25 protein-coding genes are annotated in these 26,282 nt (G+C 66.9%); 6 read left to right on the top strand and 19 right to left on the bottom strand.

Annotation, left to right across the window (positions count from 1 at the left end; translation table 11 throughout):
• Positions 1-2: 2 nt before the first annotated feature.
• Genes VSO01S_RS00935 through VSO01S_RS00885 form a run of 11 tightly spaced genes read right to left on the bottom strand, consistent with a single transcriptional unit; the run spans position 3 to position 10,653 of the window.
• On the bottom strand, positions 3-875 hold the full coding sequence (locus VSO01S_RS00935; protein WP_068639928.1) for a class I SAM-dependent methyltransferase: 873 nt from the start codon (positions 873-875) through the stop codon (positions 3-5).
• Positions 872-1,468, bottom strand: a complete 597-nt coding sequence (locus tag VSO01S_RS00930; protein ID WP_068639927.1) for a DUF1415 domain-containing protein — start codon at positions 1,466-1,468, stop codon at positions 872-874. Before VSO01S_RS00930 ends, VSO01S_RS00935 begins: the two co-directional genes overlap by 4 nt.
• Positions 1,465-2,754: an MFS transporter gene (locus tag VSO01S_RS00925; protein WP_068639926.1), complete on the bottom strand. Its 1,290-nt coding sequence runs from the start codon at positions 2,752-2,754 to the stop codon at positions 1,465-1,467. Before VSO01S_RS00925 ends, VSO01S_RS00930 begins: the two co-directional genes overlap by 4 nt.
• Positions 2,742-3,872: a deoxyguanosinetriphosphate triphosphohydrolase gene (locus VSO01S_RS00920; protein ID WP_068639925.1), complete on the bottom strand. Its 1,131-nt coding sequence runs from the start codon at positions 3,870-3,872 to the stop codon at positions 2,742-2,744. Before VSO01S_RS00920 ends, VSO01S_RS00925 begins: the two co-directional genes overlap by 13 nt.
• A gap of 20 nt (positions 3,873-3,892) precedes the next feature.
• On the bottom strand, positions 3,893-4,996 hold the full coding sequence (gene aroB, locus VSO01S_RS00915; RefSeq protein WP_068639924.1) for a 3-dehydroquinate synthase: 1,104 nt from the start codon (positions 4,994-4,996) through the stop codon (positions 3,893-3,895).
• Between the two features lie 50 nt (positions 4,997-5,046).
• On the bottom strand, positions 5,047-5,589 hold the full coding sequence (locus VSO01S_RS00910; protein WP_068639923.1) for a shikimate kinase: 543 nt from the start codon (positions 5,587-5,589) through the stop codon (positions 5,047-5,049).
• A 28-nt stretch (positions 5,590-5,617) separates the two neighbouring features.
• Positions 5,618-7,726, bottom strand: a complete 2,109-nt coding sequence (locus VSO01S_RS00905) for a type IV pilus secretin PilQ (protein WP_068639922.1) — start codon at positions 7,724-7,726, stop codon at positions 5,618-5,620.
• Positions 7,723-8,268 (bottom strand): pilus assembly protein PilP, encoded by a 546-nt coding sequence (locus tag VSO01S_RS00900; RefSeq protein ID WP_068639921.1) that lies wholly within the window; start codon positions 8,266-8,268, stop codon positions 7,723-7,725. The genes VSO01S_RS00905 and VSO01S_RS00900 overlap by 4 nt, the downstream gene beginning before the upstream one ends.
• On the bottom strand, positions 8,268-8,945 hold the full coding sequence (locus VSO01S_RS00895) for a type IV pilus inner membrane component PilO (protein WP_068639920.1): 678 nt from the start codon (positions 8,943-8,945) through the stop codon (positions 8,268-8,270). Before VSO01S_RS00895 ends, VSO01S_RS00900 begins: the two co-directional genes overlap by 1 nt.
• A gap of 5 nt (positions 8,946-8,950) precedes the next feature.
• Complete coding sequence (locus VSO01S_RS00890) at positions 8,951-9,577, bottom strand: PilN domain-containing protein (RefSeq protein WP_068639919.1); 627 nt, start codon at positions 9,575-9,577, stop codon at positions 8,951-8,953.
• Positions 9,574-10,653, bottom strand: coding sequence for a pilus assembly protein PilM (locus tag VSO01S_RS00885; RefSeq protein ID WP_068639918.1), 1,080 nt, complete (start codon positions 10,651-10,653; stop codon positions 9,574-9,576). The genes VSO01S_RS00890 and VSO01S_RS00885 overlap by 4 nt, the downstream gene beginning before the upstream one ends.
• Before the next feature lie 252 nt (positions 10,654-10,905).
• On the opposite strand from VSO01S_RS00885, the gene VSO01S_RS00880 reads away from it, so the two are divergent.
• The gene (locus VSO01S_RS00880) at positions 10,906-13,326 is read left to right on the top strand and encodes a penicillin-binding protein 1A (protein ID WP_068640009.1); all 2,421 of its coding nucleotides are present in this window, start codon (positions 10,906-10,908) and stop codon (positions 13,324-13,326) included.
• A 52-nt stretch (positions 13,327-13,378) separates the two neighbouring features.
• Here the strand turns inward: VSO01S_RS00880 and cyaY are convergent, their stop codons facing one another.
• A complete protein-coding gene (gene cyaY / locus VSO01S_RS00875) occupies positions 13,379-13,708 on the bottom strand; it encodes an iron donor protein CyaY (RefSeq protein ID WP_068639917.1) in 330 nt (109 codons plus the stop codon).
• A gap of 11 nt (positions 13,709-13,719) precedes the next feature.
• Between cyaY and lptM the strand changes: the two genes are divergently transcribed.
• The gene (gene lptM, locus VSO01S_RS00870) at positions 13,720-13,983 is read left to right on the top strand and encodes an LPS translocon maturation chaperone LptM (RefSeq protein ID WP_068639916.1); all 264 of its coding nucleotides are present in this window, start codon (positions 13,720-13,722) and stop codon (positions 13,981-13,983) included.
• Entirely contained in the window at positions 13,980-15,266 is a 1,287-nt protein-coding gene (gene lysA / locus VSO01S_RS00865; RefSeq protein ID WP_068639915.1) for a diaminopimelate decarboxylase, read from the top strand. Before lptM ends, lysA begins: the two co-directional genes overlap by 4 nt.
• Before the next feature lie 12 nt (positions 15,267-15,278).
• Here lysA and msrQ read toward each other — a convergent pair whose 3' ends face one another.
• From msrQ to VSO01S_RS00840, 5 genes are all read right to left on the bottom strand, one after another.
• The gene (gene msrQ, locus VSO01S_RS00860; protein WP_068639914.1) at positions 15,279-15,929 is read right to left on the bottom strand and encodes a protein-methionine-sulfoxide reductase heme-binding subunit MsrQ; all 651 of its coding nucleotides are present in this window, start codon (positions 15,927-15,929) and stop codon (positions 15,279-15,281) included.
• A gap of 21 nt (positions 15,930-15,950) precedes the next feature.
• Positions 15,951-16,949 (bottom strand): protein-methionine-sulfoxide reductase catalytic subunit MsrP, encoded by a 999-nt coding sequence (gene msrP / locus VSO01S_RS00855; protein WP_068639913.1) that lies wholly within the window; start codon positions 16,947-16,949, stop codon positions 15,951-15,953.
• Between the two features lie 96 nt (positions 16,950-17,045).
• The gene (gene ccsB / locus VSO01S_RS00850; RefSeq protein ID WP_068639912.1) at positions 17,046-18,374 is read right to left on the bottom strand and encodes a c-type cytochrome biogenesis protein CcsB; all 1,329 of its coding nucleotides are present in this window, start codon (positions 18,372-18,374) and stop codon (positions 17,046-17,048) included.
• Positions 18,375-18,379: 5 nt separating this feature from the next.
• Positions 18,380-20,539, bottom strand: a complete 2,160-nt coding sequence (locus VSO01S_RS00845; protein WP_068639911.1) for a cytochrome c biogenesis protein ResB — start codon at positions 20,537-20,539, stop codon at positions 18,380-18,382.
• A 142-nt stretch (positions 20,540-20,681) separates the two neighbouring features.
• Positions 20,682-21,368 carry a c-type cytochrome gene (locus tag VSO01S_RS00840; protein WP_068639910.1) on the bottom strand — a complete coding sequence of 229 codons (687 nt, stop codon included), beginning with the start codon at positions 21,366-21,368 and terminating at the stop codon, positions 20,682-20,684.
• 71 nt (positions 21,369-21,439) lie between these two features.
• On the opposite strand from VSO01S_RS00840, the gene yihA reads away from it, so the two are divergent.
• A complete protein-coding gene (yihA, locus tag VSO01S_RS00835) occupies positions 21,440-22,168 on the top strand; it encodes a ribosome biogenesis GTP-binding protein YihA/YsxC (RefSeq protein WP_068639909.1) in 729 nt (242 codons plus the stop codon).
• A 21-nt stretch (positions 22,169-22,189) separates the two neighbouring features.
• Positions 22,190-23,104: an alpha/beta fold hydrolase gene (locus VSO01S_RS00830; protein WP_068639908.1), complete on the top strand. Its 915-nt coding sequence runs from the start codon at positions 22,190-22,192 to the stop codon at positions 23,102-23,104.
• On the opposite strand, the gene VSO01S_RS00825 is transcribed toward VSO01S_RS00830, so the two are convergent.
• Together VSO01S_RS00825 and VSO01S_RS00820 are read right to left on the bottom strand one after the other, a co-directional pair.
• Positions 23,098-23,982, bottom strand: coding sequence for an LpxL/LpxP family acyltransferase (locus VSO01S_RS00825; RefSeq protein ID WP_068639907.1), 885 nt, complete (start codon positions 23,980-23,982; stop codon positions 23,098-23,100). The two genes, VSO01S_RS00830 and VSO01S_RS00825, sit on opposite strands and share 7 nt — an antisense overlap.
• Positions 23,979-24,854 (bottom strand): lysophospholipid acyltransferase family protein, encoded by an 876-nt coding sequence (locus tag VSO01S_RS00820; protein WP_068639906.1) that lies wholly within the window; start codon positions 24,852-24,854, stop codon positions 23,979-23,981. The genes VSO01S_RS00825 and VSO01S_RS00820 overlap by 4 nt, the downstream gene beginning before the upstream one ends.
• Before the next feature lie 220 nt (positions 24,855-25,074).
• Between VSO01S_RS00820 and metK the strand changes: the two genes are divergently transcribed.
• Positions 25,075-26,262 carry a methionine adenosyltransferase gene (gene metK, locus VSO01S_RS00815; RefSeq protein ID WP_068639905.1) on the top strand — a complete coding sequence of 396 codons (1,188 nt, stop codon included), beginning with the start codon at positions 25,075-25,077 and terminating at the stop codon, positions 26,260-26,262.
• Positions 26,263-26,282 lie beyond the last annotated feature (20 nt).

Here is a 26,282-nt window from a genome sequence, read left to right as displayed (position 1 = left end):
GCTCAGGCGAGCTTGAAGCGGGTTTCCAGCAGCGGTTCGAGCCCGAACTCGGCCAGCAGTTCGCGCAGCCGCGTGGCTGCGCTGGCTTTGCGGTGGCCGGTGTGGCGGGCGATGATGAGCTCGTTCTTCATGCTGTGCTCCCAGCCGACCAGCTCGGTCACGGTCACCTGGTAGCCGTGCGCCTCCAGGTACAGGCAGCGCAGCACGTTGGTGAGCTGGCTGCCGATTTCCCTCGTGTGCAGCGGGTGGCGCCACAGTTCGGCCAGCGGCGTGCGCGACAGCGACAGGGCCTTGCTCTGGCGCAGGCAGGCCGCCACCTCGGCCTGGCAGCAGGGCACCAGCACCATGAAGCGCGCCTTCTTCGCCAGGCCGAAGGCGATGGCGTCGTCCGTGGCGGTGTCGCAGGCATGCAGCGCGGTCACCACGTCGATGCGCTCGGGCAGCGCCGTGGCGGTGGTCGCCTCGGCCACGCTGAGGTTCAGGAAACTCATGCGCTCGAAACCCAGCCGCGCCGCCAGCTCGCGCGAGCGCGCCACCAGTTCCGGCCGGGTCTCGATGCCGAACACATGCCCCTGGCCGGCGCGCTGCCGGAAGAACAGGTCGAAGATGATGAAGCCGAGATAGGACTTGCCCGCACCGTGGTCGGCCAGGCTGGCATGGGCGCCCTGCTCGGGCAGTTCCAGCAGCAGCTTCTCGATGAACTGGAACAGGTGGTAGACCTGCTTGAGCTTGCGGCGCGAATCCTGGTTGAGCCGCCCTTCGCGCGTGAGGATGTGCAGTTCCTTGAGCAGTTCCACCGACTGCCCGGGCCGCAATTCCTGCAGCACCTCGGCCTGCGACTTTTCCGCCTTGGAAAGCTTGGAGGCTTGGTTCATGCCGATGCTCCGCCGGGCCCGACCTTCAGCGCCGCCCAGCCTTCGGGGCCGAGGCGCTCCAGCGTCGCGATATTGCGCTCGAAGATGTCGGCCGCATCCGGAAAGGCGTCCACCGCCCGGCTCACGCTGTCTTCGCGCAGCAGGTGCAGGATCGGATAGGGCGAGCGGTTGGTCGCGTTGCCGATGTCGCCCTCCTCGCTGCCGGCGAACTGGAAGCGAGGATGGAAGCTGGCCAGCTGCAGCGTGCCCTCGAAACCGGCGCGCGCCATGCGCCGCTCGGCGTGGCCGACGAAATCGTTGAAGTCCAGGAAGTCCGCAAGGGCATGCGGCGCGACCAGCAGCGTGGTGTCTCGCACCGCCGCGTCGTGCGCCACCAGCTGGGCCGCCTCGAACAGCAAGGCATCGAGCAAGCCGGCGTCGTCGGCCAGGTGGTAGACCGCGTAGTGGATCTGTCCCTTGGCATGCACCGCCTTCGCAAAGGGGCAGAGGTTGAGGCCGATCACGGCACGCTCGAGCCAGTGCCGCACATCGGCCAGCACCTGTGCTTCATCCGCGATGCCGTGGGCCATGGATGGGTTGTCGCTGTCGATCATGAGGAACTCGAAGTCCGGGCGCCTGAAGAAGGGGAAACATGAAGATGAAGATACGCCAGCCGCATGGCCGCCAGCATGCCGACCAGCGAGCAAGCGACCGTGGCGACCCAGGTCCACTGCCAGCCGCCGGCGCGCATCGCCAGCCAGGCCACGGCCGGCGGCGCGAAGAATTGTCCCAGCGAGGAAGCTTGCTGCATCAGGCCCACCGTGGTCGATACGGTCGACGAGGACGGCGCCAGCCGCACCGCGAGCATGAACAGTGTGGCCGGCACCATGCCCCCGCCCAGTGAAAACAGGCACACGCAAGCGTAGCGCACCGACGCCGGCAAAGACCACGCGTCGGCGCCATGGCCCCATTGCGCGAAGGCCGCCACGCTGCCCAGCAGCATGACGGCATAGCCCCAGCGCAAGAGGCGCCCCGGCCTCACGCCGGCCTGCAACAGGCGGCCACCCGCCAGGTTGCCCACGATGTTGGTGGCGGCCGCTGCCGAGCTGAGCACGCCCGTCCACCCGGCCGCGATGCCGGCATCCGCATAGATGGCGGGCAGGAAGCCGATCACGGCCATCCACTGCGCCGAATAGACGGCGAATGCCAGGGCCAGCAGGCGCGGGCCGGGTGCACCCAGCGTCAGCGACAGGCGGCCGCGCCAATCGGGCGCACCTCGCTGGCCGCTCGGCCGGCGGGCATCGGCAGGCACGATGAACCAGACCCAGGCTGCCGCCGCAGCAGAGATGGCCGACATCAGCCACCACCACCCGGACCACTCGAACTGCGCGATGAATGGCGGGCCGGCGAGCAGCGCCAGGGCCACGCCCAGCGGCATGTACGCGCCCCACAGGCCCATGGCTGCCTCCTCCGCGGACGGTGGCGCCAGGGTGCGGATCAGGCCCGGACCCGGCATCACGGCCAGCAGGAAACCCACGCCTTCCAGCGCCCGAAAGACCAGGAGCAGCGCCAGCGCGTGCGCCCCGGGCTGAACCAGCGCCCCGGCGGCCCCGGCGAGCGTGACCAGCGCCAGGCCGGCCAGCATGCTCCTGCGCAGCCCGAGCGTGTCGGCCATCAGCCCGACGGCCAGACCCAGCGTCATGCCCGCCACCTGCACCAGCGAAAGAAGGAAGCCCGCTTCGACCAAACCGACGCCCAGGGCATCGCGCAGGGCGGGTATTGCAGGCGCGAGCTTGCCCAGGTGCAACGCGGCGCTGACGCCTGCGGCCATCACCGCGAAGGCGGCCACCGGCACCCGTTCGCGGGCCTGCGAAGCCACGGCGGGATTCAGACGGTCCATGTACGTCCGGTGAGGCGTTCGTGCTCGCGCATCGCGAAGCGGTCCGTCATGCCGGCAATGTAGTCGGCCACCGCGCGGGGCGTGTCTTCCTGCCGCGCGTAGTCCGGCGGCATTTCGTCCGGCTGCGAAAGATAGGCGGCAAACAGCTCGCGCACCACCTGCTGCGCCTGCGTGGTCGTTTGCACCACCCGGGCATGGCGGTAGAGGTTGGCGAAGAGAAAGCGCTTGAGCTCGCTCGATTGCGACCGCATCTGCGGGCTGAAATGCACCAGCCGCTGGCAATGCCGCACGGCGTCGGCATCGGACGGTGCCGCTTCGTCGAGCGCGGCGCGGGTGGCGTCGATGACGTCGTAGACCTGGCTGCTGAGCATGCGGCGGATGGTTTCGTAGAGCAGCCGCCGGCCGGCCAGATCCGGATATTCCGCAACCGCTTCATGGCGGAAACGCTCGAACAGTTCCACCTGCCTCAACTGGTCGATGTCGATCAGGCCGGAGCGCACGCCGTCGTCGATGTCGTGTGCGTTGTAGGCGATCTCGTCGGCCAGGTTGCACAACTGCGCTTCCAGGCTCGGCTGCGTGTTCTCGATGAAGCGGTGCGCCACGCCGCCCGGCTCCGCCGCCTCGATGCGTTCGGCGTTGGCGCGCGAGCAGTGCTTGAGGATGCCTTCGCGCGTCTCGAAGCTGAGGTTGAGCCCGTCGTACTGCGGATAGCGGTGCTCCAGCCGGTCGACCACCCGCAAGCTCTGCAGGTTGTGTTCGAAGCCGCCGTGCCCGGCCATGCAGGCGTTCAGCGTGTCCTGGCCCGCGTGGCCGAAAGGCGTGTGGCCGAGGTCATGGGCCAGCGCAATGGCCTCGACCAGGTCTTCGTTCAACCCGAGCGAACGTGACACGGACCGGCCGAGCTGGGCCACTTCCAGCGAATGCGTCATGCGGGTGCGGAACAGGTCGCCCTCGTGGTTCAGGAAGACCTGGGTCTTGTAGACCAGCCTGCGAAAGGCGGTGGAATGGACGATGCGGTCGCGATCGCGCTGGAAGTCGTCGCGGGTTGGCGCCGGCGGCTCCGGATGGCGCCTGCCGCGCGATGCGGCGGCGTGGCTGGCATAGCGGGCCAGCGTCATTGGGAGCCTGCCCGGATCATTCAGGCCGGCCCGCAGCAAGCGGCCAGCACGTCGCGCACCATGGCATCGGGCGCGCCGCGCACCACCGCCGAGCCTGGCTTGTCCAGCACCACGAAGCGGATCTCGCCGGCCTCCGACTTCTTGTCGACGCGCATGAGTTCCAGGTAGCGCTCAGCCCCCAGGGCCGGGCCGCGCACCGGCAGGCCGGCAGCCTCCACGAGGCGCGTCAGGCGTTCAACGAAAGCGGCATCCACGCCGCCCAGGCGCTGCGACAGATGTGCCGCCATCACCATGCCGCAACCCACCGCCTCGCCGTGCAGCCACTCGCCATAGCCCAGGCCCGACTCGATCGCGTGGCCGAAGGTGTGGCCGAAGTTGAGGATGGCCCGCAGGCCGGACTCGCGCTCGTCCTGGCCCACGACAAGCGCCTTGATCTCGCAGCTGCGGCGCACCGCGTGCGCCAGGGCCGCCGGCTCCCGGGCCGTCAGCGCCTGCAGGTTCTGCTCGATCCAGTCGAGAAAATCCATGTCGTAGATCGGCCCGTACTTGATCACTTCCGCCAGCCCTGCGCTGAGTTCGCGCGGCGGCAGGGTCGTGAGGGTTGCCAGGTCGCACAGCACGCGGTGCGGCTGGTAGAAGGCCCCGATCATGTTCTTGCCCAGCGGGTGGTTGATGGCCGTCTTGCCACCCACGGAAGAATCCACCTGCGCCAGCAGCGTCGTCGGCACCTGCACGAAGGGCACGCCGCGCATATAGCTCGCCGCGGCGAAACCGGTCATGTCGCCCACCACGCCGCCGCCCAGGGCGTACAGAACCGTCTTGCGGTCGCAGCCGTGGCCCAGCAGCGCGTCGAAGACCAGGTTGAGCGTCTGCCAGTTCTTGTGCGCCTCGCCGTCGGGCAGTTCCAGCACATGCACCTGCTCGTGGCGGCCGGCCAGCGCCTCGCGCAGCGCCTTTGCGTAAAGGGGCGCGACGGTGGTGTTGGTGACGATCAGGGCCTGCGCGGCGCGGGGCAATGCGTCCAGCGACTGCGGGTCTTGCAGCAGGCCGCTGCCGATCAGGATGGAATAGCTTCTGTCGCCGAGTTCGATCTCGACACGCTCGTGGGGGGCTGGCACTGGCATAGAGCCCCCGAGTTTAGGCGCTCACCCGGCGCCACGCCGGCCGGGCGCGGTCAACCCTGCTCGTCGGACGACGGGGGAACGGCGATTCCGGCCAGTTCCAACTGCATGACGATCAGGTTGACCAGCATGGCGACCGTGGGGCGCCCGGTCTCGACGATGTCGTGCGCGGTTTCGCGGTAGAGCGGGTCGCGCGCCGCATGCAGTTCGCGCAGGCGCCCGAGCGGATCCTGCACCTGAAGCAAGGGGCGCTTCACGTCATGGCGCAGGCGCCGGAAGAGGTCTTCGGGCGAGGAGCGCAGGTAGATCACATGGAAACCGCGCCGCAGCTGATGCCGGTTGGCCTCGCGCAGGACCGAGCCACCCCCGGTGGACAGCACGCCGTGCGGCGACTGCGCCAGCTCGGCGATGGTCGCCTGCTCCAGGTCCCGGAAGCTCGCCTCGCCTTCGCGCTCGAAATATTCCCGGATGGAGCAGCCGATGCGCTCCTCGATGAGCGTATCGGTGTCCACAAAAGGCCACTGCAGTCGCTGCGACAAGCGTCGCCCGACTGCAGATTTCCCCGATCCGGGGAGGCCGATCAGCGCTACCGCCACGCAGGGGTAGGCACACGCCAGGCGCGCCTCAGCGCGCGGCGTTGCGGTCGGTAATCATCTTCGGGGTGATAAAGACGAGCATTTCGGTCTTGTTGAATGTGCGATTGCGCGTCCGGAACAATGCCCCCACATAGGGCACTTCACCCAGAACCGGGATCCGCGATTCGTCATTCTGTTCGGTGAGCTCGAAGATACCACCGATGACGACCGTGCCGCCGTTCTCCACCAGCACTTCGGTCTGCACGTGCTTGGTGTTGATGGCGAAGCCGGCCAGGGTCTGCTGGCCCACCGTGTCCTTGTTCACGTCCAGGGTCAGGATGATGTTGCCTTCGGGCGTGATCTGCGGCGTGACCTCGAGCTTGAGGTTGGCCTTGCGGAAGGCGATGGAGGTCGCGCCGCTGGACGTCGCCACCTGGTAGGGCAGCTCGGTGCCCTGCTCGATCAGCGCCTTGGTCTGGTCGGCCGTCACCACACGCGGGCTGGACACCACCTTGCCCTTGCCGTCGGCTTCCAGGGCGGAGATTTCCAGGTTCAACAGGCGCGAGAAGCTGGAGTTGAACAGCGAGATCGCGAAGGTGCCGGGCGTGTTGCCGGTGCCGCTCGGGCTGATGGCCGGCAGGCTGACGAAGTTGGAGTTGCTTGCGGTGAAGGTGGCGCTGCCGTTCGAGATGGTGGGCTGCACACCGATCGAATTGTTGTTGTTCACGATGCCGCCGCCCAGGCGCACACCCAGCGACTTGCCGAAGGTGTCCGAGGCCTCGACGATGCGCGCCTCGATCAGCACCTGGCGCACCGGCACGTCCAGCTTCTGGATCAGCTCGGCCACGTCGGCCAGGCGGGACGGAATGTCGGAGACGAACAGCTGGTTGGTACGCGTCTCGGCAATCACGCTGCCGCGCGGGCTCAGGATGCGGGTGTTGTTGCTGCCCGAGCCGCCGCCACCGCCGCCGCCCGCCAGGCCCTGGCCAGTCAGGCCCTGGGCGATGACCGCCGCCTTGGTGTAGTTGAGCTGGAAGGACTGCGTGCGCAGCGGCTCCAGGTTGGCGATGGCTGCCTGGGCTTCGAACTCGCGCTTTTCCTTGGCGTCGATCTCGTCCTTGGGCGCGATCCACAGCACGCTGCCGTTCTTGCGCATGCCCAGGTTCTTGGCCTGCATGATGATGTCCAGCGCCTGGTCCCAGGGCACGTCCTTCAGGCGCAGGGTCAGGGCACCGCTCACCGAGTCGGAGGTCACGATGTTGAAGTTGGTGAAATCGGCGATCACCTGAAGCAGCGAGCGGATCTCGATGTTCTGGAAGTTCAGCGACAGCTTCTCGCCGCTGTAGCCCACGCCCTGCGTCAGCTTGGTCGGATCGACCTTGCGCGGACGCACTTCCACCACGAACTGGTTGTCGCTCTGGTAGGCGCTGTGTTCCCACTCGCCCTTGGGCTCGATCACCATGCGCACGCGGTCGCCCTGCTGCTGGGTGGTGATGGTCTGCACGGGCGTTCCGAAGTCGGCCACGTCCAGGCGGCGGCGCAGGCCTTCGGGCAGGGTGGTCTTGGTGAACTCGACGATCAGGTTCTTGCCCTGGGGACGGATGTCCACGCCCACCTGGTTGTTGGCCAGGTCGACGATCACGCGGCCGGTCTTGTCCGAGCCCAGGCGGAAGTCGATGTCGCGCAGCGGCAGCGAATCGCGGTTGCGGTTCTCGGCAAACTGGGAGGTGGTGGTCTGAACCTGCGCCACGCCGGCCACCTGGCCGAGCGACACCAGCACCGACTTGCCCTGCAATTCGGCCTTGTAGGTGGTCGCATCCCTCAGGTTGAGCACCAGCCGGGTGCGATCACCGGCCTGCACGACGTTGACCGAGCGCAGGTTGCCCTGGTTGATGTCGACGGTGTTGCGGCCGATGCCGTTGCTCACGCCGGGAAAGTCCAGCGCGATGCGCGCCGGCGACTGGATGGCGAAGCCGTTTGGCACGGCGGCCAGCGGCTGGGTCAGGTCGATGCGAACAAGCTCCGTCCCCCCTTGCACCGAACTGGTCACCGATTCGATGGCGTTCTGTGCATAGGCCGCGCAGGTGGCGCCGAGCACGAGGACCGAGGCGCCGATGGCACGCAGCCACGTCGCCATCGCGTTTTTTCTTTGCTTCATTTCTTCGACCTCTCTTGCAACACCAGCGTCGCCGGGCGTTCGATCCATTCACCGGCGGCGTCCTGCACGATTTCACGCAAGCCGAGTTCGGTTTCGGTGATCCGGGTGATCTTTCCGTAGTTCTGTCCGAGGTAGTTGCCCACCTTGACCTGATAGAGCAGCTTGTCCACGCTGATCAGCGCCACCGGCTGGCCGTTGCGGCTCAGGCTGCCGACCATGGCCATGGCATCCAGCGGATAGGCCTCCAGGGCTTCCTTGCGGCGGGTGAGCTCGGGCGCGATCAGCCCGGACATGGCCGGCTGGTTGGTGTCGCGGCGCAGCGCCTGGGTCAGCTTCTGGCTGTTGAAGGGCTCGAAGGCGGCGCCTTCGGTGTAGGCCTGCGGCACGAACTTCTTCGGCTCGGCGATGGGCGGAACGTTGGGGCGCACCTGGGCGCGCTGCTCGTTCATCCACTGCTGGAGTTCTTCGTGCTCGGAGCCGGAGCAGCCGGCCAGCGCCAGAGCCGACAGGCCGAGGCAAGCGGTGGTGCGGGCGAAGCGCATCATTTCTTCGCCCCCTTCTGCGTGGCCGCGCGCTTCTGGGCTGCCTGCTCTTCAGGGTCCAGGTAGCGGAAGGTCTTGGCCGTGGCGTCCATGGTGAGCGCGCCATCCTTGGACGGCACGATCGCCAGGTTGTTGAGCGTCACGATGCGCGAGAGGTTGGCAATGTCGGCAGCGAAGGAGCCCATGTCGTGGTAGCGGCCGGTCACGCGCACGGCGATGGGCAACTCGGCGTAGTAGTCCTTCACCGACACCTGGCCGGGGCGGAACAGTTCGAACTGCAGGCTGCGTCCGAGGCCCGCCTGGTTGATGTCGGAAAGCAGGGCGTCCATTTCCGCCTTGCTGGGCAGCTGCTTTTCCAGCAGGAGCACGTACTGCTGCACCTGCTCGCGCTGCTTCTTGAGCAGATCGAGATTGGCGGCCTGCGCCACCTTCTTCTTGTAGTCCTCGCGCAGCGCGACTTCCTTGGCGCGCGCGGCATCGAGCTCATCGTTCGAGTTGGTGAGCCAGACGAACCACAGCGCCACCAGTACTGCCACCACGATGAGCAGGAACAGGGCGTAGCGCGGCAGCGGCGGCCAGACGGAGGGGTCGTTCGTGTTGAGCCCGCGGAACTGGTCCGCCCAGCGGCGCACGGACGCGCCGACATCGACTCTTTGCGTGGAGCGTTTTTTTGCCATACGCCTTATCCCTTCGCTGCCTGGGCCGGCGCCTTGCCGCCCGGCGCATCCTGCGCTGGCTTGTTCGCGTCCGTCGGCCGCTTCAGGCCGATGCGCATCGTGAAGTTGGCCACCCGGCGCTGGTCGCGCTGGCTCAAGGCCACCGTGGCTGCGGTGATCTCGACCAGTTCGGGCTTGACCAGCCACGGGCTGCTGTTGCCGAGGTTGCGCAGCAGCTCGGACACCCGTTCGTTCGACTGCGCCATGCCTTGCAGGGTCACCGTCTGGTTGTCCTGCTTCATGGTCGTGAGGTACACGCCGTCAGGCAACTGACGCACCAGCTCGTTCATCAGGTGGACCGGCATGTTGCGGTCGCCCTGCAGGTCTTCCACCGCCTGCTGGCGCGCACGCAGCGCGGCAATTTCGGCCTGCAGGGTGGAGATCTCGCGAATCTCCGCCTCGAGCTTGGTGATTTCGGTCTGCAGGAACTGATTGCGCGAATTCTGGTTGGAGATCTGCGCCTCGAACCACACATAGGCGGCGCCGGCAAGGAGGCCGCCGACGAGCGCCGAGGCACCGAGCGCCGCATAGAAATTCTCACGGCGGCGCTTGCGCGCCGCCTCCCGGTGCGGGAGCAGGTTGATGAGGATCACTGCTGGAACCTCCGCATGGCCAGCCCGCACGAGGTGAGGTACGACGGCGCCTCGCGGCGCACCTTCTTCTCACGGATGCCGCCAGCCATTTCCATGCCTTCGAAGGGATTGATCAACGAGCAGGCGAAGGACGTCTGGCGCGTGACGGCGCTCGTCAGGCCGGGCAAGGAGGCCGAGCCGCCCGCCAGCAGCACGTAGTCGACCCGGTTGTAGGGCGTGCTGGTGAAGAAGAACTGGAGCGCGCGGGCAATCTCCTGGGCGATGCTGGCCACGAAAGGCTTGAGCACGCCGGTGCCGTAGTCGTCCGGCAGGTCGCCACTGCGCTTCTTGGTCTCGGCTTCCTCGGCGGAAAAACCGTACTGGCGCACGATCAGCTGCGTAAGCTGCGCGCCGCCGAAGGCCTGGTCGCGCTCGTAGATCAGCTCGTCGTTGCGCAGCACCTGCATGCTGGTCGTGGCGGCGCCCACTTCGAACAGGGCGACCACCGCATCCTGGCCCTGGCCCGGCAACTGCTCGATCAGGCGCGAGGCCGCCAGGCGCGAGGCGAACGATTCCACGTCCAGGATCATGGCCTTGAGGCCTGCTGCTTCCGCCAGGCCCTGGCGGTCCTGCACCTTTTCCTTGCGCGAGGCGGCAATCAGCACTTCGACGTCGCCGGTGGCGTTGTTGGCCGGCCCCATCACGCAGAAGTCCAGGCTCACTTCGTCGAGCGAGAAGGGAATGTACTGATTGGCCTCGGATTCGACCTGGATCTCCAGCTCCGGCTCGCTCAGGCCGCCCGGCAGGATGATCTTCTTGGTGATCACCGCCGAGGGCGGCAGCGCCAGGGCGGCGTGCTTGGTGCGCGTGCCGCTCTTGCGAACGACGCGGCGCACCGCTTCGGCGACCTCGTCGAACTTCTCGACGTTGCCGTCGGTGATCCAGCCGCGCTCCAGCGGCTCGATCGCACAACGCTCGAGCACCAACTTGCCCGACGCGTCGCGCCCGAGTTCGACCAGCTTCACGCTGGACGAACTGACGTCAAGTCCGAGCAGGGGCGCGGATTGACGGCGAAACAGCGAACCAAATGCAGCCAAGTTCGATCCCGGTAAGTTGTAACGATTCGAAAAATATGCGTAAAAATTCCGGCTTCGGCAGATGCTAGTGCAAGCTCCGCACCGCACCAAGCGACAAGGTACGCGCCGGGCAACATTCGTTGTCAAAAGTCGACGTAAAAGTGCGCTGATGCAACTTAGGTCACAATTTGGAGTACTTGGGTCTTAAGCGCCTCTGCGAGGCCTTTGGCGGGGGTCGCGTTTTTATAATGGGCATTGACTTCGCCCGACCTCATGCCCGATAAGAATCGCCCGTCCGGGCGCACCAAGTCTTCCCCTCCCCCTCCTTCGCAACGCCCCTGGTGGCTGACGTGGGCCCTGCGCATTTTGCTGTGGGGCACAGGGCTGGTAGCCGCTGCCGCGCTGTCGGTGCTTTTTGTCATTGCAGTTGCCCTGGCTGTGGCCTATCCGAATCTGCCCGACATTTCGGAGCTGTCGGAATACCGGCCCAAATTGCCTCTGAGGGTATTCTCATCGGAGGGTGTGCTGATCGGAGAATTTGGCGAAGAGCGCCGAAATCTCACGCCCATCGGCACCATTCCCAAGGTCATGAAAGACGCCGTGCTGGCGGCCGAAGACGCCCGCTTCTACGAACACGGCGGCGTCGACTACAAAGGGGTGATGCGGGCGGCCATCGCCAACATGAACCGCGTCAAGAGCCAGGGCGCCTCGACCATCTCGATGCAGGTCGCGCGCAACGTCTACCTGAGTTCCGAGAAAACCTTCACCCGCAAGATCTACGAGATCCTGCTCACCTTCAAGCTCGAGCACCTGCTGACCAAGGACCAGATCCTCGAGATCTATCTCAACCAGATCTACCTGGGCAACCGCGCTTATGGCTTCGCCGCTGCTTCCGAAGCCTATTTCGGCAAGCCGCTGCAGGAAATCACCATCGCCCAGGCCGCCATGCTGGCCGGCCTGCCGAAGGCGCCCGGCGCGAACAACCCGGTCAACAACCCCAGCCGCGCACGCGCGCGCCAGCTGTATGTGATCGATCGCATGGTCGACGCCGGCTTCATCACCGAGCAGCAGGCCGACGAGGCCCGCAAGGAACAGCTGAACCTGCGGGACGGCTCCAACCCCGACCGGCTGCATGCCGAGTACGTGGCCGAAACCGTTCGCCAGCTGATGTTCGCGCAGTACGGCGAAGCCACCTACACCCGGGGCTTGAACGTCTACACCTCGCTCGTCGCCGCCGACCAGTCGGCGGCCTACAAGGCGCTGCGCAAGGGCATCATGGACTACGAGCGCAAGCAGTACTACCGCGGCCCCGAGAAGTTCGTCACCCTGCCGGGCGACCCGGCCGAACTGGACGATGCCGTGGACGACGCGCTGGCCAACCACCCCGACAACGGCGACGTGCTGGCCGCCGTGGTGCTCAAGGCCTCGGCCAAGGAAGTGCAGGCCGTGCGGGCCAACGGCGAGACCATCGTGGTCACCGGCGAAGGCCTGAAGCCGGCGCAGACCGGCCTGTCCGACAAGGCACAACCCAACATCAAGATCCGCCGCGGCGCGGTGATCCGGGTGGCGCGCACACCCAAGGACAGCTGGGAAATCACCCAGCTGCCCGAAGTCGAGGGCGCCTTCGTGGCCATGGACCCGCGCGACGGCGCAGTCAAGGCCATGGTGGGCGGTTTCGATTTCGACAAGAACAAGTTCAACCACGTCACGCAAGCCTGGCGCCAGCCGGGCTCCAGCTTCAAGCCGTTCATCTACTCCGGCGCGCTCGAAAAGGGCTTTACCCCCGCCACGGTGATCAATGACGGACCTCTGTTCTTCGACGCAGGCACCACCGGCGGCCAGCCATGGGAACCCAAGAACTACGGCGGCGGCTTCGACGGCCCCATGCCCATGCGCAAGGCCCTGGCCAAGTCGAAGAACATGGTGTCGATCCGGATCCTCCAGTCCATCGGCACGCACTACGCCCAAGACTGGATCACACGCTTCGGATTCGACCGCGAGAAGCATGCACCCTACCTGCCGATGGCCCTGGGCTCGGGCTCGGTCACGCCGATGCAGATGGCGGTGGGCTATTCGGTGTTCGCCAACGGCGGCTATCGCGTCAACCCCTACCTGATCACGCGGGTGACCGACCACAAGGGCAAGGTCCTGGTCGACAAGCAGCCGCCGCTGCCCAACGAGACCATGCGCGCCATCTCGGCCCGCAACGCCTTCATCATGGACAGCCTGCTGCAGGAAGTCGCGCGTTCCGGCACCGCGGCCAACGCGCAGCGCACGCTCAAGCGGCCCGACCTGTACGGCAAGACCGGCACCACCAACGACTCGCTCGACGCCTGGTTCGCCGGCTTTCAGCCGACCATGACCGCCATCGCCTGGATGGGCTACGACACGCCGCGCAGCCTGGGCGACAAGGAAACCGGCGGCGGCCTGAGCCTGCCGATCTGGATCAACTTCATGCAGACCGCCCTCAAGGGCGTGCCGGTGGCCGAGGTCACACCGCCTTCCAGCGGCGTGGTGAATGTGGGCGGCGAGTGGTACTTCGACGACTATGCGCCGGGCCGCGGCGTGGCTTCGCTGGGCGTGGAAGCGGCTCCAGTAACAAGCTCCGAGCCGTCTGCAACGAGTGGCGGCACGGAAGCGCCGCAGCCGCATCCCGAAGAACGCAACCGGATCCTGGACCTGTTCAGGAACTGAGGATGGCGGCCCGCGCGGCAGGCCTTGACCGCCGCGCCTTCATCATTAGCCGCTACGCGGCGAAGCGCAAGGCCAGCCCGGCCTGGGCCGTGGCCTCGCGGGAGAGCTGCTCGTAGAACTCGGCGCCGGTCTTGGTGTCCCGCCAGGCGCTTCCGTCATGCCGGTAGTGGTAGCCACCCGAGCGCGCCGCGAGCCAGATCTCCTGCAGCGGCTTTTGCAGGTTGATGATCAGCTGGCTGCCGTTGCGGAACGTGATGGTGATCATGCCGCCCACGCGCTGGTTGTCGATGTCCGCATCGGTCTCGTCGTTGATGCGGTCGCACCCGCGCTCGATGGCGGCCAGAAGGGCCTCCGCGCGGTCCATGTACTCGGGGTCGGTCATACAATTTCTTGATGTTGAAAGCCAGCCAAATTCTAGTGAGCGCCATTGGCCTTGCCATGTTCGGGGTCGGCCTCGCGGGCTGCGGGCAGCGCGGGCCTCTGTACCTGCCCACCGATCCGGCGGCGGCCAACCGGGCCACCCTGCCCCAGGTGCTGCTGCCCGGCACTTCGCGCGGCAGTCAAGGCACCGCGCAGCCGCCGGCCCAGGGCGACAAGCCCGCCGGCGAAACGAACGAACAGAACAACAACCCGCCCAACACCAATAGCACCCGATGAGCCAGAACCAACTCCCGCTGCCCGGCCAGCCGCACATTGCCCGCAACGGCGAAACACTCATGGTCGAGCAGATGTCCCTCGAAGCGCTGGCGCGCGAGCACGGCACGCCGCTTTTCGTCTACTCGAAGCAATGGATGCTCGATGCGCTGGCCGCCTACCAGCGCGGCTTCGAAGGCCGCGACGCCCTCATCTGCTATGCCATGAAGGCCAACTCGTCGCTGGGCATCCTGCGGGTCTTCGCGCAGGCGGGCTGCGGCTTCGACATCGTTTCGGGCGGCGAACTCGCGCGGGTCCTGGCCGTGGGTGCCGACCCGGCAAAGATCATCTTCTCCGGTGTCGGCAAGACGCGGGCCGAGATGCGCCAGGCGCTCGCCGCCGGCATCGGCTGCTTCAACGTCGAGAGCGAAGAAGAACTCGATGTGCTGAGCGAGGTGGCTGCGGCCGCAGGCCAGCGCGCGCCGGTCAGCATCCGCATCAATCCCAACGTCGACCCCAAGACGCATCCGTACATTTCGACCGGCCTCAAGGGCAACAAGTTCGGCATTGCGCACGACCGCGCGGTGCAGGCCTATCGCCATGCTGCGTCGCTGCCGGGACTGCGGGTGGTGGGCATCGATTGCCACATCGGTTCCCAGATCACCGAGGCATCGCCCTACATGGACGCGCTGGAGCGCGTGCTGGACCTGGTGCAGGCCATCGAAGCGGCCGGCGTTGCGCTGCATCACATCGACTTCGGCGGCGGCCTGGGCATCGACTACAACGGCGACACCCCGCCGAACGCTGACCAACTGTGGCGCCAGTTGTTCGCGCGCATCGACGCACGCGGCTTCGGCCATCGCAAGTTCATCATCGAACCCGGCCGTTCGCTCGTGGGCAACGCAGGCGTGTGCGTGACCGAGGTGCTCTACACCAAGCCCGGCGAAGCGAAGAACTTCTGCATCGTCGATGCGGCCATGAACGACCTGCCCCGCCCAGCCATGTACCAGGCCTTCCACCGCATCGAGCCCGTGTCCGCGCGCGGTCATGGGCAGGCCAAGGACTATGACGTGGTGGGCCCGGTCTGCGAAAGCGGCGACTGGATCGGACGCGACCGCCTGCTGGACGTGCGCGCCGGCGACCTGCTGGCCGTGCTTTCGGCCGGGGCCTACTGCATGAGCATGGCCAGCAACTACAACACCCGCAACCGCGCCGCCGAAGTACTGGTCAGCGGCAACCGCGCCACGCTGATCCGCCGACGCGAGACGATCGAAGACCAGCTGCGCAACGAACTGGCTGGCGAATAAACCCCTGCCCCGCTATTTCGAGAGCTGGGCTCGTGCCGGTGCGGACGCCGGCCGCGCGGGCACGCGGGGCTTGCGCCATGCATTCCAGGCACGCCATCCGAGCAGCACCGCGATGATGGCCGCGTACACAACGGGTTCGCCGAAGTTGTTCTTGCCCGCGCGCATCCAGAAGAAGTGCAGCAGGCCCAGCCCGGCAATGACATAGACCAGCCGGTGCAGCATCTGCCAGCGCTTGGCGCCCAGGGCCTTGATGGCCCGGTTGAATGATGTGGCCGCCAGCGGCGTGAGCAGCACGAATGCGGAAAAGCCCACCAGGATGAACGGCCGCTTGGCGATGTCCTTGGCGATGTCCGCAAAATCCAGCCCCATGTCGAAGAAGCCGTAGCTCAGCAGGTGCAGGCAGACATAGAAGTACGCGAACAGGCCGAGCATGCGCCGAAAGCGCGCCAGCGCCGGTGTCTTCGTCATCACGCGCAGCGGCGTCACCGCGAGCACGATGCAGATGAAGCGCAAGGTCCAGTCGCCGGACGAGCGGATGAGGTACTCGGCCGGATTGGCGCCCAGGCTGTCGGTGAAGGCCCCCAAGGCCAGCCAGGCAAACGGCAGCAGCGCCAGCAGGAAGACCACCGGCTTGGCGGCCTTGTTCAGGAGCAAGACGTTCATGGAAACCGTACCCGCGCGCGCTCAGTAGAACTTCTTCAGGTTCATGCCCGCGTAGAGCTGGCCGACCTGCGCCTCGTAGCCGTTGAACATGAGCGTCTTGGTGCGCTTGGCGAACAGGCCGCTGCCGTCGCCGATGCGCCGCTCGGTGGCCTGGCTCCAGCGCGGATGGTCCACCTCGGGATTGACGTTGGAATAGAAGCCGTACTCGTTGGCGGCCGCCTTGTTCCAGGCCGTGCCCGGCTCCTTTTCCACGAAGCGGATCTTCACGATCGACTTGGCCGACTTGAAGCCGTACTTCCAGGGCACGACGATGCGCACCGGCGCGCCGTTCTGGTTGGGCAGCACCTCGCCGTACATGCCGAAGGCCAGCAAGGTGAGCGGATGCATGGCTTCGTCCATGCGCAGCCCCTCGGTGTAGGGCCAGTCGAGGATGCGCGAGCCCACGTAGGGCATGGTCTTCGGGTCGGCCAGCGTGACGAACTCGACGTACTTGGCATTGCCCTGCGGCTCGACCTTCTTGATGAGTTCGGCCAGCGAATAGCCCACCCACGGAATCACCATCGACCAGCCTTCGACGCAGCGCAGGCGGTAGATGCGCTCTTCCTGCGCGCTGAGCTTGAGCAGGTCCTCGATGCCGTACTTGCCCGGCTTCTTGACCAGGCCCTCGACCTCGACAGTCCAGGGGCGCGTCTTGAGCGTGTGCGCGTTCTTCACCGGGTCGCCCTTGTCGGTGCCGAACTCGTAGAAGTTGTTGTAGCTCGTCGCGTCCTTGTAGTCGGTGAGCTTTTCCATGGTGTTCGCGCCGGCCACGGAAGAGGCGGCACCGGGCAGCGCAGCGAGCTTTCCCGGCGCCTGAACGCCCGCCAGCGCCTCGCGGCCGGCCCAGCTCGCCAGTGCGGCACCGGCCACGCCGGTGGCCATCAGCTTGAGAAGATCGCGCCGTCCTTCGTAGGCGCTGCGCGGCGTGATCTCGCTGGAGCGCGGATGGACGAAACCCTTGTCGGTGGAATGAATCAGCATCGGTCGCCTTTTCCTGTTGTTGTCCTCAATTTCGGGCCATTCCCGGTTTTGGTTACCCGAGGGCGCAAATGTTCAACAGAAAAGAGGCGAAGGTGCCTACAAGGTGCCGTAACTATGCAGCCCGCTGAGGAACATGTTCACACCCAGGAAGGCAAAGGTGGTCACGGCCAGCCCCGCCAGCGCCCACCAGGCGGCCACCGTGCCGCGCAGGCCCTTGACCAGCCGCATGTGCAGCCAGGCCGCGTAGTTGAGCCACACGATGAGGGCCCAGGTCTCCTTCGGGTCCCAGCTCCAGTAGCCGCCCCAGGCATCGGCCGCCCACAGCGCACCCAGCACCGTGGCGATGGTGAAGAAGGCAAAGCCCACGGCAATGGCCTTGTACATCACGTCATCCAGCACCTGCGGCGCCGGCAGGCGCTGCGCAATGCGCTTGCGCCCGAGCAGGATGCCCGCCGCGATCAGCGCCGAGATGGCCGCATAGACCACCCAGTAGCTGCCGCCCGCCTCCTGCGCACGCTGGCGGAACGCCACCGGCACGAAGCACAGCGCCACGCCCAGCAGCCAGATCGGCGTGAGCTTGTACCAGCGGCTTTCCGCCGCCTGCTGCTTGATGAGGTAGGCGAAGGCCACCATGGCCGCCAGCGCGAAGGTGCCGTAGCCGATGAAGTTGGCCGGCACATGCAGCTTCATCCACCAGCTTTGCAGCGCCGGCACCAGCGGCTGGATCTGGTGGGCGTCGCGCACCAGCGTGTACCAGAGCAGGAAGCCCACGGCCGCGCTCACCACCAGCATCACAAAGGCGCCCAGCGCGCGCGTGCCGTAGTGCGATTCGTAGTACAGGTAGAAGACGGTGGTGATCCAGCAGAACAGCACGAAGACTTCGTACAGGTTGCTCACCGGGATGTGTCCGATGTCCGGCCCCAGCAGGTGGCTTTCGTACCAGCGCACCATGGTGCCGATGAGCGCCAGGCCCACCGCAGTCCAGGCGATGCGCGAGCCGATGGCCTCGAGCGCATCGGATTGCGTGCCGCCGAAGAAGCCCAGCCAGTAGAACACCGTGCTCATGAAGATGAGCACGCTCATCCACAGGATGGCCGACTGGCTCGACAGGAAGTACTTCAGCCAGAACACGCTGTCGGCACGCGCCAGGTCGCCCTGGTAGGAAACGATGCCCAGCAGTGAGGCCGCCGCCACCACCAGCCCCAGCACCGCCAGCGGCCGCCAGAACCAGCCGAGCCAGATGGCCGCCGGCATCGCCGCCACCAGGATCACCTTCTCGTAGATGTCCATCGCCCCGGCATAGCGGGCGAAGGCGAACAGGCCGCCAGCCACCACCAGCAGTGCGAACACCCAGTCGAAGGCGTTGCGGCGCGACAGCCAGCTGTCGTTGAGGGTCAGGGTCGTGGTGGTGGTGGTCGTCGTCATGGCGACTACTCCTTGTGAGTGGGCAGCAGCTTGCCGCGCAGCTGCTCGAATTCGCGGTCGGCGTCCAGGGTCTTGCGGTTGGTCGACATCGCCATGGTGGCGCTGGTCGCGCCCGTGCCGCCCGGCTGCGCGGCGGCCGGCGCCAGCCAGACCCAGAGCCTGCGCTCGCGCACATAGAGCATGGCAAAAATGCCGATGATCAGCAACAGGCAGCCCAGATAGACGATGTTCTTGCCAGGGGCTCGCGCCACCTGGAACACGCTGGCCTGCACCTGGTTGAAATCGGTCAGCATCATGGCCAGCGGAGCCGGATAGAAATAGGCGTCGCTGATCGCCAGCACCGCCTGCGTGAGATAGGCCTGGCTCTTCTCGTCGGCCGGCAGTGGCGCCAGCCCCGCCTGCGCGCGGCTGAGGTTGAGCACCTCGAACAGCACGTCGTTGAGGATGCGCACCAGCACGCTGCCCGCGCGCTCGCGCTCGCCCTCGGGCACGTTGGTCTCCATGAACTCCGCGATGGCCTGCCAGCCGCCGCGACTGGTGGCGTCCTGCCGTGCCCGCTCACTGCCGGCGAACAGCGCCAGCGCACGTGTTGCCGAAGCGCGCAGCTGCTCAGCCAGCTCCGGCCGCTTGCTGTCGGCCACGCGGGCGATGTATTGGTCCACCGCCTTGCGGCGCAGCGCGTCATCGGCCAATGCGGCGCGCATGCGCACAAAGCCGTCCATCGACCCCTGGTCGTCTGCCGGCACGCGCAGGTAGCGGAACGGCTCGCTCGGCTGCTCGCGCACGCCCAGCAGGAACACCGGCTGGCCGTCGCCGGTGTCGACCGGCACCATGTAGTTCTGGAACTCGCGCGCCTGGCCGGCCGCATCGCGCAGCTTGTAGCCGATGCTCGGGCCGATGTTGCGCAGCTCCTTTTCCTGGCTGCTCTTGTGGGCCGCGCCCAGCCGGGACTCGAGCTGCTGGCGCAGGTCGACCTTGCGCACGTCGACCGCGCTGCCGCCCTGCGGCGAGCCGAAGTTCTCGACGTTGATGACGCGCAGCGCGGTGAACTCGAGCGTGAGCGCGTCGCTGCCGTTGGTGATGCGCGCGCTGGAGCCGATCGTGCCCTCGATCTCGAATGGCTTGGCCGCCGCGCCCATGGGCACCGCCTTGAGCTTCACGCTGGAGCCGCCGTCGTCGAAGCTGGACTGGTAGATTTCCACGCCCTTGTAGCTGGCCGGGTGATTCACCTCGATCCGCGCCGGCACCTGCTCGCCGGTTGCTCGATCGTGCAACACCACTTCGCTGGCAAAGAGCTTGGGCATGCCGGTGGAGTAGTAGTCGACGATGAACTTCTTGAGCTCGATGGCAAAGGGCAGATCCTGCAGCAGCACGCCGTCGGACTGGTTGAGAATGGCCACGCTGGAACTCTGCCCCTCGGGCACCAGGATGTTGCCGCGGAAGGTCGGGTTGGCGGGCGAGAGCCGATGCTGCGGCGGCACATCCGCAATCAAGCCGCCGCCCTGGTACACGCTCTTGCCGTTGAACCAGGTCTGCGCGCGCACCACCAGGTCGCCGTCGAGCAGGCCGCCCAGGCACACCAGCACGATGGCGCTGTGCGCTGCGAGGTAGCCCAGCTTGTGCGCGCCGCCGGCACGCGCGGCCACCATCCAGCCCACGGCACAACCTTCGGTGCCTTCAGGCAGCTCGCGCCGTTGCAGCTTGACCTTCCAGCCGCCGCCGGCCAGCAGCTTGCCGATGCGCTGGGCGGCGGCCTCGGGCGCCTCGGATTCCAGCACGGCTTCGGCCCGCTGCCCGAAGGCGCGCAGGCTGCCCGCGCGAATGTCTTCCTTCACCGTGCGCAGCTCGCGCACGATGTGGGGCACGTTGCGCACGATGCAAAGCACCGTGCTCACCACCAGGAACAGCAGGATCAGCAGGAACCACCAGGCGCTGTACACGCTGCCCAGCTGCGCGGCCCGGAACACCTGCGACCAGAAGGGGCCGAACTGGTTGACGTAGTTGGCCGTCGGCTCGCCCTGCTTGAGCACGGTGCCGATGATCGAGGCGATGCAGATGACCGTCAGCAGCGCAATCGCGAAGCGCATCGAGGACAGCAGCTCCACCGCCACGCGCCAGGCGTGGGGGCCGCGATGGACGCGGAGGCCGTGAGTGGAGACCGACATGGCGCGAGGACCGAGGATGAAAGGAACTAGGAAAAGAAAAGGCGGGCCATCCCTGTCGGATCGGCCCGCCTTCTTGGGTTTGTTGTGTGGCGGTTGGTTCACCCGGCATGCGCGCGCCGTGCGCGCATGCATGCAAGCGATATCAGCGCAGGCCGGCGATGTAGTCGGCCACGGCCTTGATCTCGCGGTCGTTGAGCTTGGCGGCCACGCCGTTCATCACCGGGTTGTTCAGGCGCTGGCCGTCGCGGAAGGCCACCATCTGGGCGGTGGTGTAGTCGGCGTGCTGGCCCTGCAGGCGCGGGTACTGGGCGGGCATGCCGGCGCCGTTGGGGCTGTGGCAGCCGGCGCAGGCGGGCACCTGGCGGTCGGCCACGCCGCCGCGGAAGATCTTCTCGCCCAGGGCGACCGTGTCCTTGTCCTTCGCGAAGCCGGGCTTGATCTTCTTGGATCCCACGAAGTAGGCCACGTTGCGCATGTCTTCGTCGCTCAGGGCCGAGGCGAAGGGCTTCATGATCGCGCTCTTGCGCTTGCCCGACTTGAAGTCCTGCAGCTGCTTGAGGATGTACTCGGGATGCTGCTGCGCCAGCTTGGGATTGGCCGCGATGGAGGAGTTGCCGTCGGCGCTGTGGCACGACGCGCAACTCTGGCTGTTGGCCGGCGTCGCGTTCAGGATCGCTTCCCCCTTCGCCAGGTCCGGCTTGGCCAGCTTCGGTGCCGCCGCTGCACCGTCGGCAGGAGCCGGCGCGTCGGAAGCAAAGCTTGCATTGACACTGACGAAAGCGGCGCCTGCCAGGATGGCTGCGCGCAGAAAGTGAAACGACGACTTCATATCGAGGGGTTGGTTTTAGGGCGCAAAACCTTGCGATTCTACAATGGCACTCCCCTAACGATAGCTCAGTAATGACCCCCCCTTCCCGCCCACCGGCCCCGCATGCCAAGGCCAAGGACGACGCAACTGCACAACGCGAGCGGGTGGCCCTGGGCTGGCTGCACACCGCGCATTTCGTGACCAGCGCGCCGCAACTGGAACACCTGCCCGACCTGGGCCTGCCCGAGATCGCCTTCGTCGGCCGCTCCAATGCCGGCAAGTCCACCGCCATCAACACGCTCACCCAGCAAAAGCGCCTGGCCTTCGCCTCCAAGACGCCGGGCCGCACGCAGCACATCAACCTGTTCGGCGTGGGCAAGCAGAACCTCGACGACGCCGTGCTGGCCGACCTCCCCGGCTACGGCTATGCGGCCGTGCCGCGCGAGGCCAAGCTGCGCTGGCAGCGGGTGATGGGCAACTACCTCATGACCCGCCCGAGCCTGCGCGGCGTGGTGCTGATGTGCGATCCGCGCCACGGCATGACCGAGCTCGACGAGATCCTGCTGGACGTGATCCGTCCGCGCGTGGAGCAGGGCCTGAAGTTCCTGGTGCTGCTGACCAAGGCCGACAAGCTCACCCGTTCGGAAGGCGCCAAGGTGCTGTCCATCACGCGACTGCAGGCCGGCGGCGGCGAAGTCAAACTGTTCTCCGCGCCCAATCGCCAGGGCGTGGGCGAGGCCGCCGAGCTGCTCTGGCGCTGGGTGCACCCCGAGGAAGACCCGCAACCCGCGGCTTCAGGAGATCCTGCGGCCGCGTCCTGAACGAGAGACGTCGAGGCCCGCATGATCCAGACCTTCCAGCGCACCCTGCCGCACGGCATCACCCTCAGTTGCCGCGCCGCCGGGCAAGCCGGAAGGCCGCTGATGCTCTTTCTGCACGGCTTTCCGGAAGGCGCATTCATCTGGGACCCGCTTCTGGAGTACTTCGCGCAGCCCGAACATGGCGGCTACCGCTGCGTGGCGCCCAACCTGCGCGGCTTCGAGCAGTCCAGCGCGCCGCCCGAGGTGGATGCGTACCGGGCCCACCTGCTCATCAAGGACATCCTCGAGCTGGCCGCGCTCGAATCACCTAACGGCCGCATCGACACGCTGGTGGCGCATGACTGGGGCGGCGCCTTCGGCTGGGGCCTGGCCAACGCGCAGCCGGCGAAGCTCGATCGCCTGGTCATCATCAACTCGCCCCACCCCGGCACCTTCCTGCGCGAGCTGCGGGACAACCCGGCGCAGCGCGACGCCAGCGCCTACATGACCTTCCTGGCGCGGCCCGATGCCGAACGGCTGCTGGCCGAGAACGACTACCAGCGCCTGTGGCCCTTCTTTGCCGCGCCGCCCGGCGTGCGCCCGTGGCTGACGGAGGCGGTGAAGGCGCAATACCGCGGAGTGTGGGACGCGGGCCTGACCGGCGCCTGCAACCTCTACCGCGTGACGCCCCTCAAGCCCGCAGCGCCGGGCGAGGCGCCACGCACCTTCCCCGATTTGCCGCGCGAGCGCCTGACCGTGGACGTGCCCACGCTGGTGCTCTGGGCCATGGACGACGTGGCGCTGCTGCCGGGCCTGATCGAAGGCCTGGAAGACTACGTGCCGAAGCTGCAGCTCAAGAAGATGCCGGGCGCCACGCACTGGATCGTGCATGAGCAGCCCGAGACAGTGATGCGCGAGATCGAGGCCTTCGCGCGGCCGGCCGCCCGCGCTCAATAGACGGGCGGTTCGCCTTCGGGCCGCGTCTTGAAGCGGCGGTGCACCCAGTAGTACTGCGAGGGCATCGTGCGGATGTAGCCCTCCAGCATCTTGTTCATGTGCGTGGTGTCGGCCACGATGTCGCCGGTCGGGAAGCCGGTCCAGCGCGGCAGCAGTTCGACCTCGTAGCCCCCAGGTGTGATGCGGGTGAGCACCGGCATCACGATGGCGCGGCCCAGCTGCGAGAAGCGCGACAGCGAAGGCACCGTGGCCGCCTGCACCCCGAAGAAGGGCACGAAGATCGACTGGCTCGGGCCGAAGTCCATGTCGGGCAGCAGGTACAGCACCTCTCCCCTGCGCAGCCGGTGCAGCACGGGCTTGACGCCGTCGGTGCGCTCCAGTGCCGTGACGCTGCCGAAGCGCGTGCGGCCCGCGCGCGCCCAGTCGTCGATCATGGGATTGCGCTGGGTGGTGTAGATGGTCATCGACGGCCGCGCCATGTGCATGGTGAGCGTGGTGGCGCCCGCGTCCAGCCCGTAGAAATGCGGTGCAAAGAGAATGATGGCCTGCTCGCCGTTGGCCAGTTCGTCCAGGTCTTCCTTGGCGCCGCGCAGCGTCAGGCGGCTTTCCACCACCTTCCGCGGCGCATGCCAGAGCCAGCTGCGGTCCAGCCACGACTGGGCCACGTAGACGAAGGTCTGGCGCGAGATGCGCTGGCGCTCTTCCTCGGACAGTTCCGGAAAGCACACGCGCAGATTGGCGTCGACCACGTGGCGCCGCGGCCGGGCCAGCGCATGCAGCACATGGCCGAGCCCCGCGCCGACGCCGCGCAGCACCGGCAGCGGCAGGTGCGCAATGGCCTTCATGACGCCGATGGCCAGGCGCGCCGACAGGCTCATTGGCCCACCTCCATCTCGGCGCGCGGCTCCTTGTAGCGCGCGTAATCCCAGACGTACTGCCCGGGCAGCGCGCGGATGAGCTTCTCGATGCCCCGGTTCATGGCGGCCGCCGCTTCCTCCGGCGTGGCCTTCGGGTCGTTCAGCGCGGTGTCGTTCATGGCCTCGAAACGGATCGCGTAGCCCTTGCCGGGCGGCAGGCGCTCGCACGAGGCCAGGAAGACCCGGGCGCCGGTCTGCTGTGCCAGGCGCGGCAGCAGGGTCATGGTGTAGGCCCGCCGCCCCAGGAAGGGCGCCCACACGCCCTGCCCCAGCGGCGGCACCTGGTCAGGCAGGATGCCGGTGTAGCCGCCCGACTTCAGGGCGCGCATCAGGCCGCGCACGCCGGCCGTGTTGGTGGGCAGCATCTTGAGCCCGCGCCGGTTCTCGCGCGAGGCGGCCACCAGCTCCGACATCCAGGCCTTGCGCGCGGGACGGTACAGCGCGGTCATCGGGCCATGGGCGTCGACGAAGCGCTCGCCGATGGCCTGGCCCAGCAGTTCCCAGCTGCCGATGTGCGGGGTGATGAAGATCACGCCCTTCTTGCTGGCCAGCGCGGCTTCGACTTCTTCCGTGCCGCTCCAGCTCACCACATGGGGCAGCACGCTCACGCCGGCCGGCCGGCCCCACAGAAACGGCAATTCGGCCAGGGCAGCACCCGCGGCTGCAATGGCCGGCCGATATTGCGCCGGGGTAATTCCGGCCGATTCGGCATTGGCCTTGAAGCGGCTGCGATAGCCCGAGGACCCCCACCACACCAGCCATCCCAGCGGCGTACCGAGCCGATGCATCAGCGAAAGCGGCACGCGGGCGAGCAGGCGAAACAGGGTGATCATCCAAAAACAACTGGGGACGCAAATAAACCGGATGCGCGCGCTGCTTATTGTGAAAAGGCAAGAGCATCTCCAGCGCGGCTCTTATAGAATGTAAATTGTCGCCGAGTTATGGAACTACTTGCAGGGCGACGTTAAACACCACTGCTAAAGCGTTCGCCAGAACTCCCCCAGGGTCGGCAACGCGCCAATCCAGCTTCTAGCAAAGACGGAGTTTCAGCACATGGCGAACGATTTTCTCTTCACTTCCGAATCTGTTTCCGAAGGCCATCCGGACAAGGTCGCGGACCAGATCTCCGATGCCATCCTCGACGCGATCTTCCAGCAGGACCCGCGCTCGCGCGTGGCCGCCGAGACGCTGACCAACACGGGCCTGGTGGTGCTGGCCGGCGAGATCACCACCAACGCGCACGTCGACTACATCCAGGTGGCTCGCGACACCATCAAGCGCATCGGCTACGACAACACCGACTACGGCATCGACTACAAGGGCTGCGCCGTCATGGTCTGCTACGACAAGCAGTCCAACGACATCGCCCAGGGCGTGGACCACGCGTCGGACGACCACCTCAACACCGGCGCCGGCGACCAGGGCCTGATGTTCGGCTATGCCTGCGACGAGACGCCCGAGCTGATGCCCGCACCCATCTACTACGCGCACCGCCTGGTCGAGCGCCAGGCGCAGCTGCGCAAGGACGGCCGCCTGCCCTTCCTGCGCCCCGACGCCAAGAGCCAGGTGACCATGCGCTATGTGGACGGCAAGCCGCACAGCATCGACACGGTGGTGCTCTCCACCCAGCACAGCCCCGACCAGAGCGAGTCGCCCACCAAGATGAAGGCCAGCTTCAACGAAGCCATCATCGAGGAGATCATCAAGCCGGTGCTGCCCAAGGAGTGGCTCAAGGACACCAAGTACCTGATCAACCCCACCGGCCGCTTCGTCATCGGCGGCCCGCAGGGTGACTGCGGCCTGACGGGCCGCAAGATCATCGTCGACACCTACGGCGGCGCCTGCCCGCACGGTGGTGGCGCCTTCTCGGGCAAGGACCCGTCGAAGGTGGACCGCTCGGCCGCCTATGCCGCCCGCTACGTGGCCAAGAACATCGTGGCCGCAGGCCTGGCGCGCCAGTGCCAGATCCAGGTGGCCTACGCCATCGGCGTGGCACGTCCGATGAACGTCACGGTCTACACCGAAGGCACCGGCGTCATTCCCGACAGCCAGATCGCCGAACTGGTGCAGTCGCACTTCGACCTGCGTCCGAAGGGCATCATCCAGATGCTGGACCTGCTGCGCCCGATCTACAGCAAGACCGCGGCGTACGGCCACTTCGGCCGCGAAGAGCCGGAGTTCAGCTGGGAGAAGACCGACAAGGCGGCTGCGCTGCGCGCGGCTGCGGGCCTGAAGGGCTGACGCACGCGAAGGTCTGTTTT

The organism is Variovorax soli NBRC 106424 (assembly GCF_001591385.1).
In the GTDB taxonomy this organism is placed as follows: Bacteria; Pseudomonadota; Gammaproteobacteria; order Burkholderiales; family Burkholderiaceae_C; genus Variovorax; species Variovorax soli.
The sequence above is the reverse complement of the archived record's forward strand: the minus strand, read 5'-3'. Positions and strand labels throughout refer to the sequence as shown.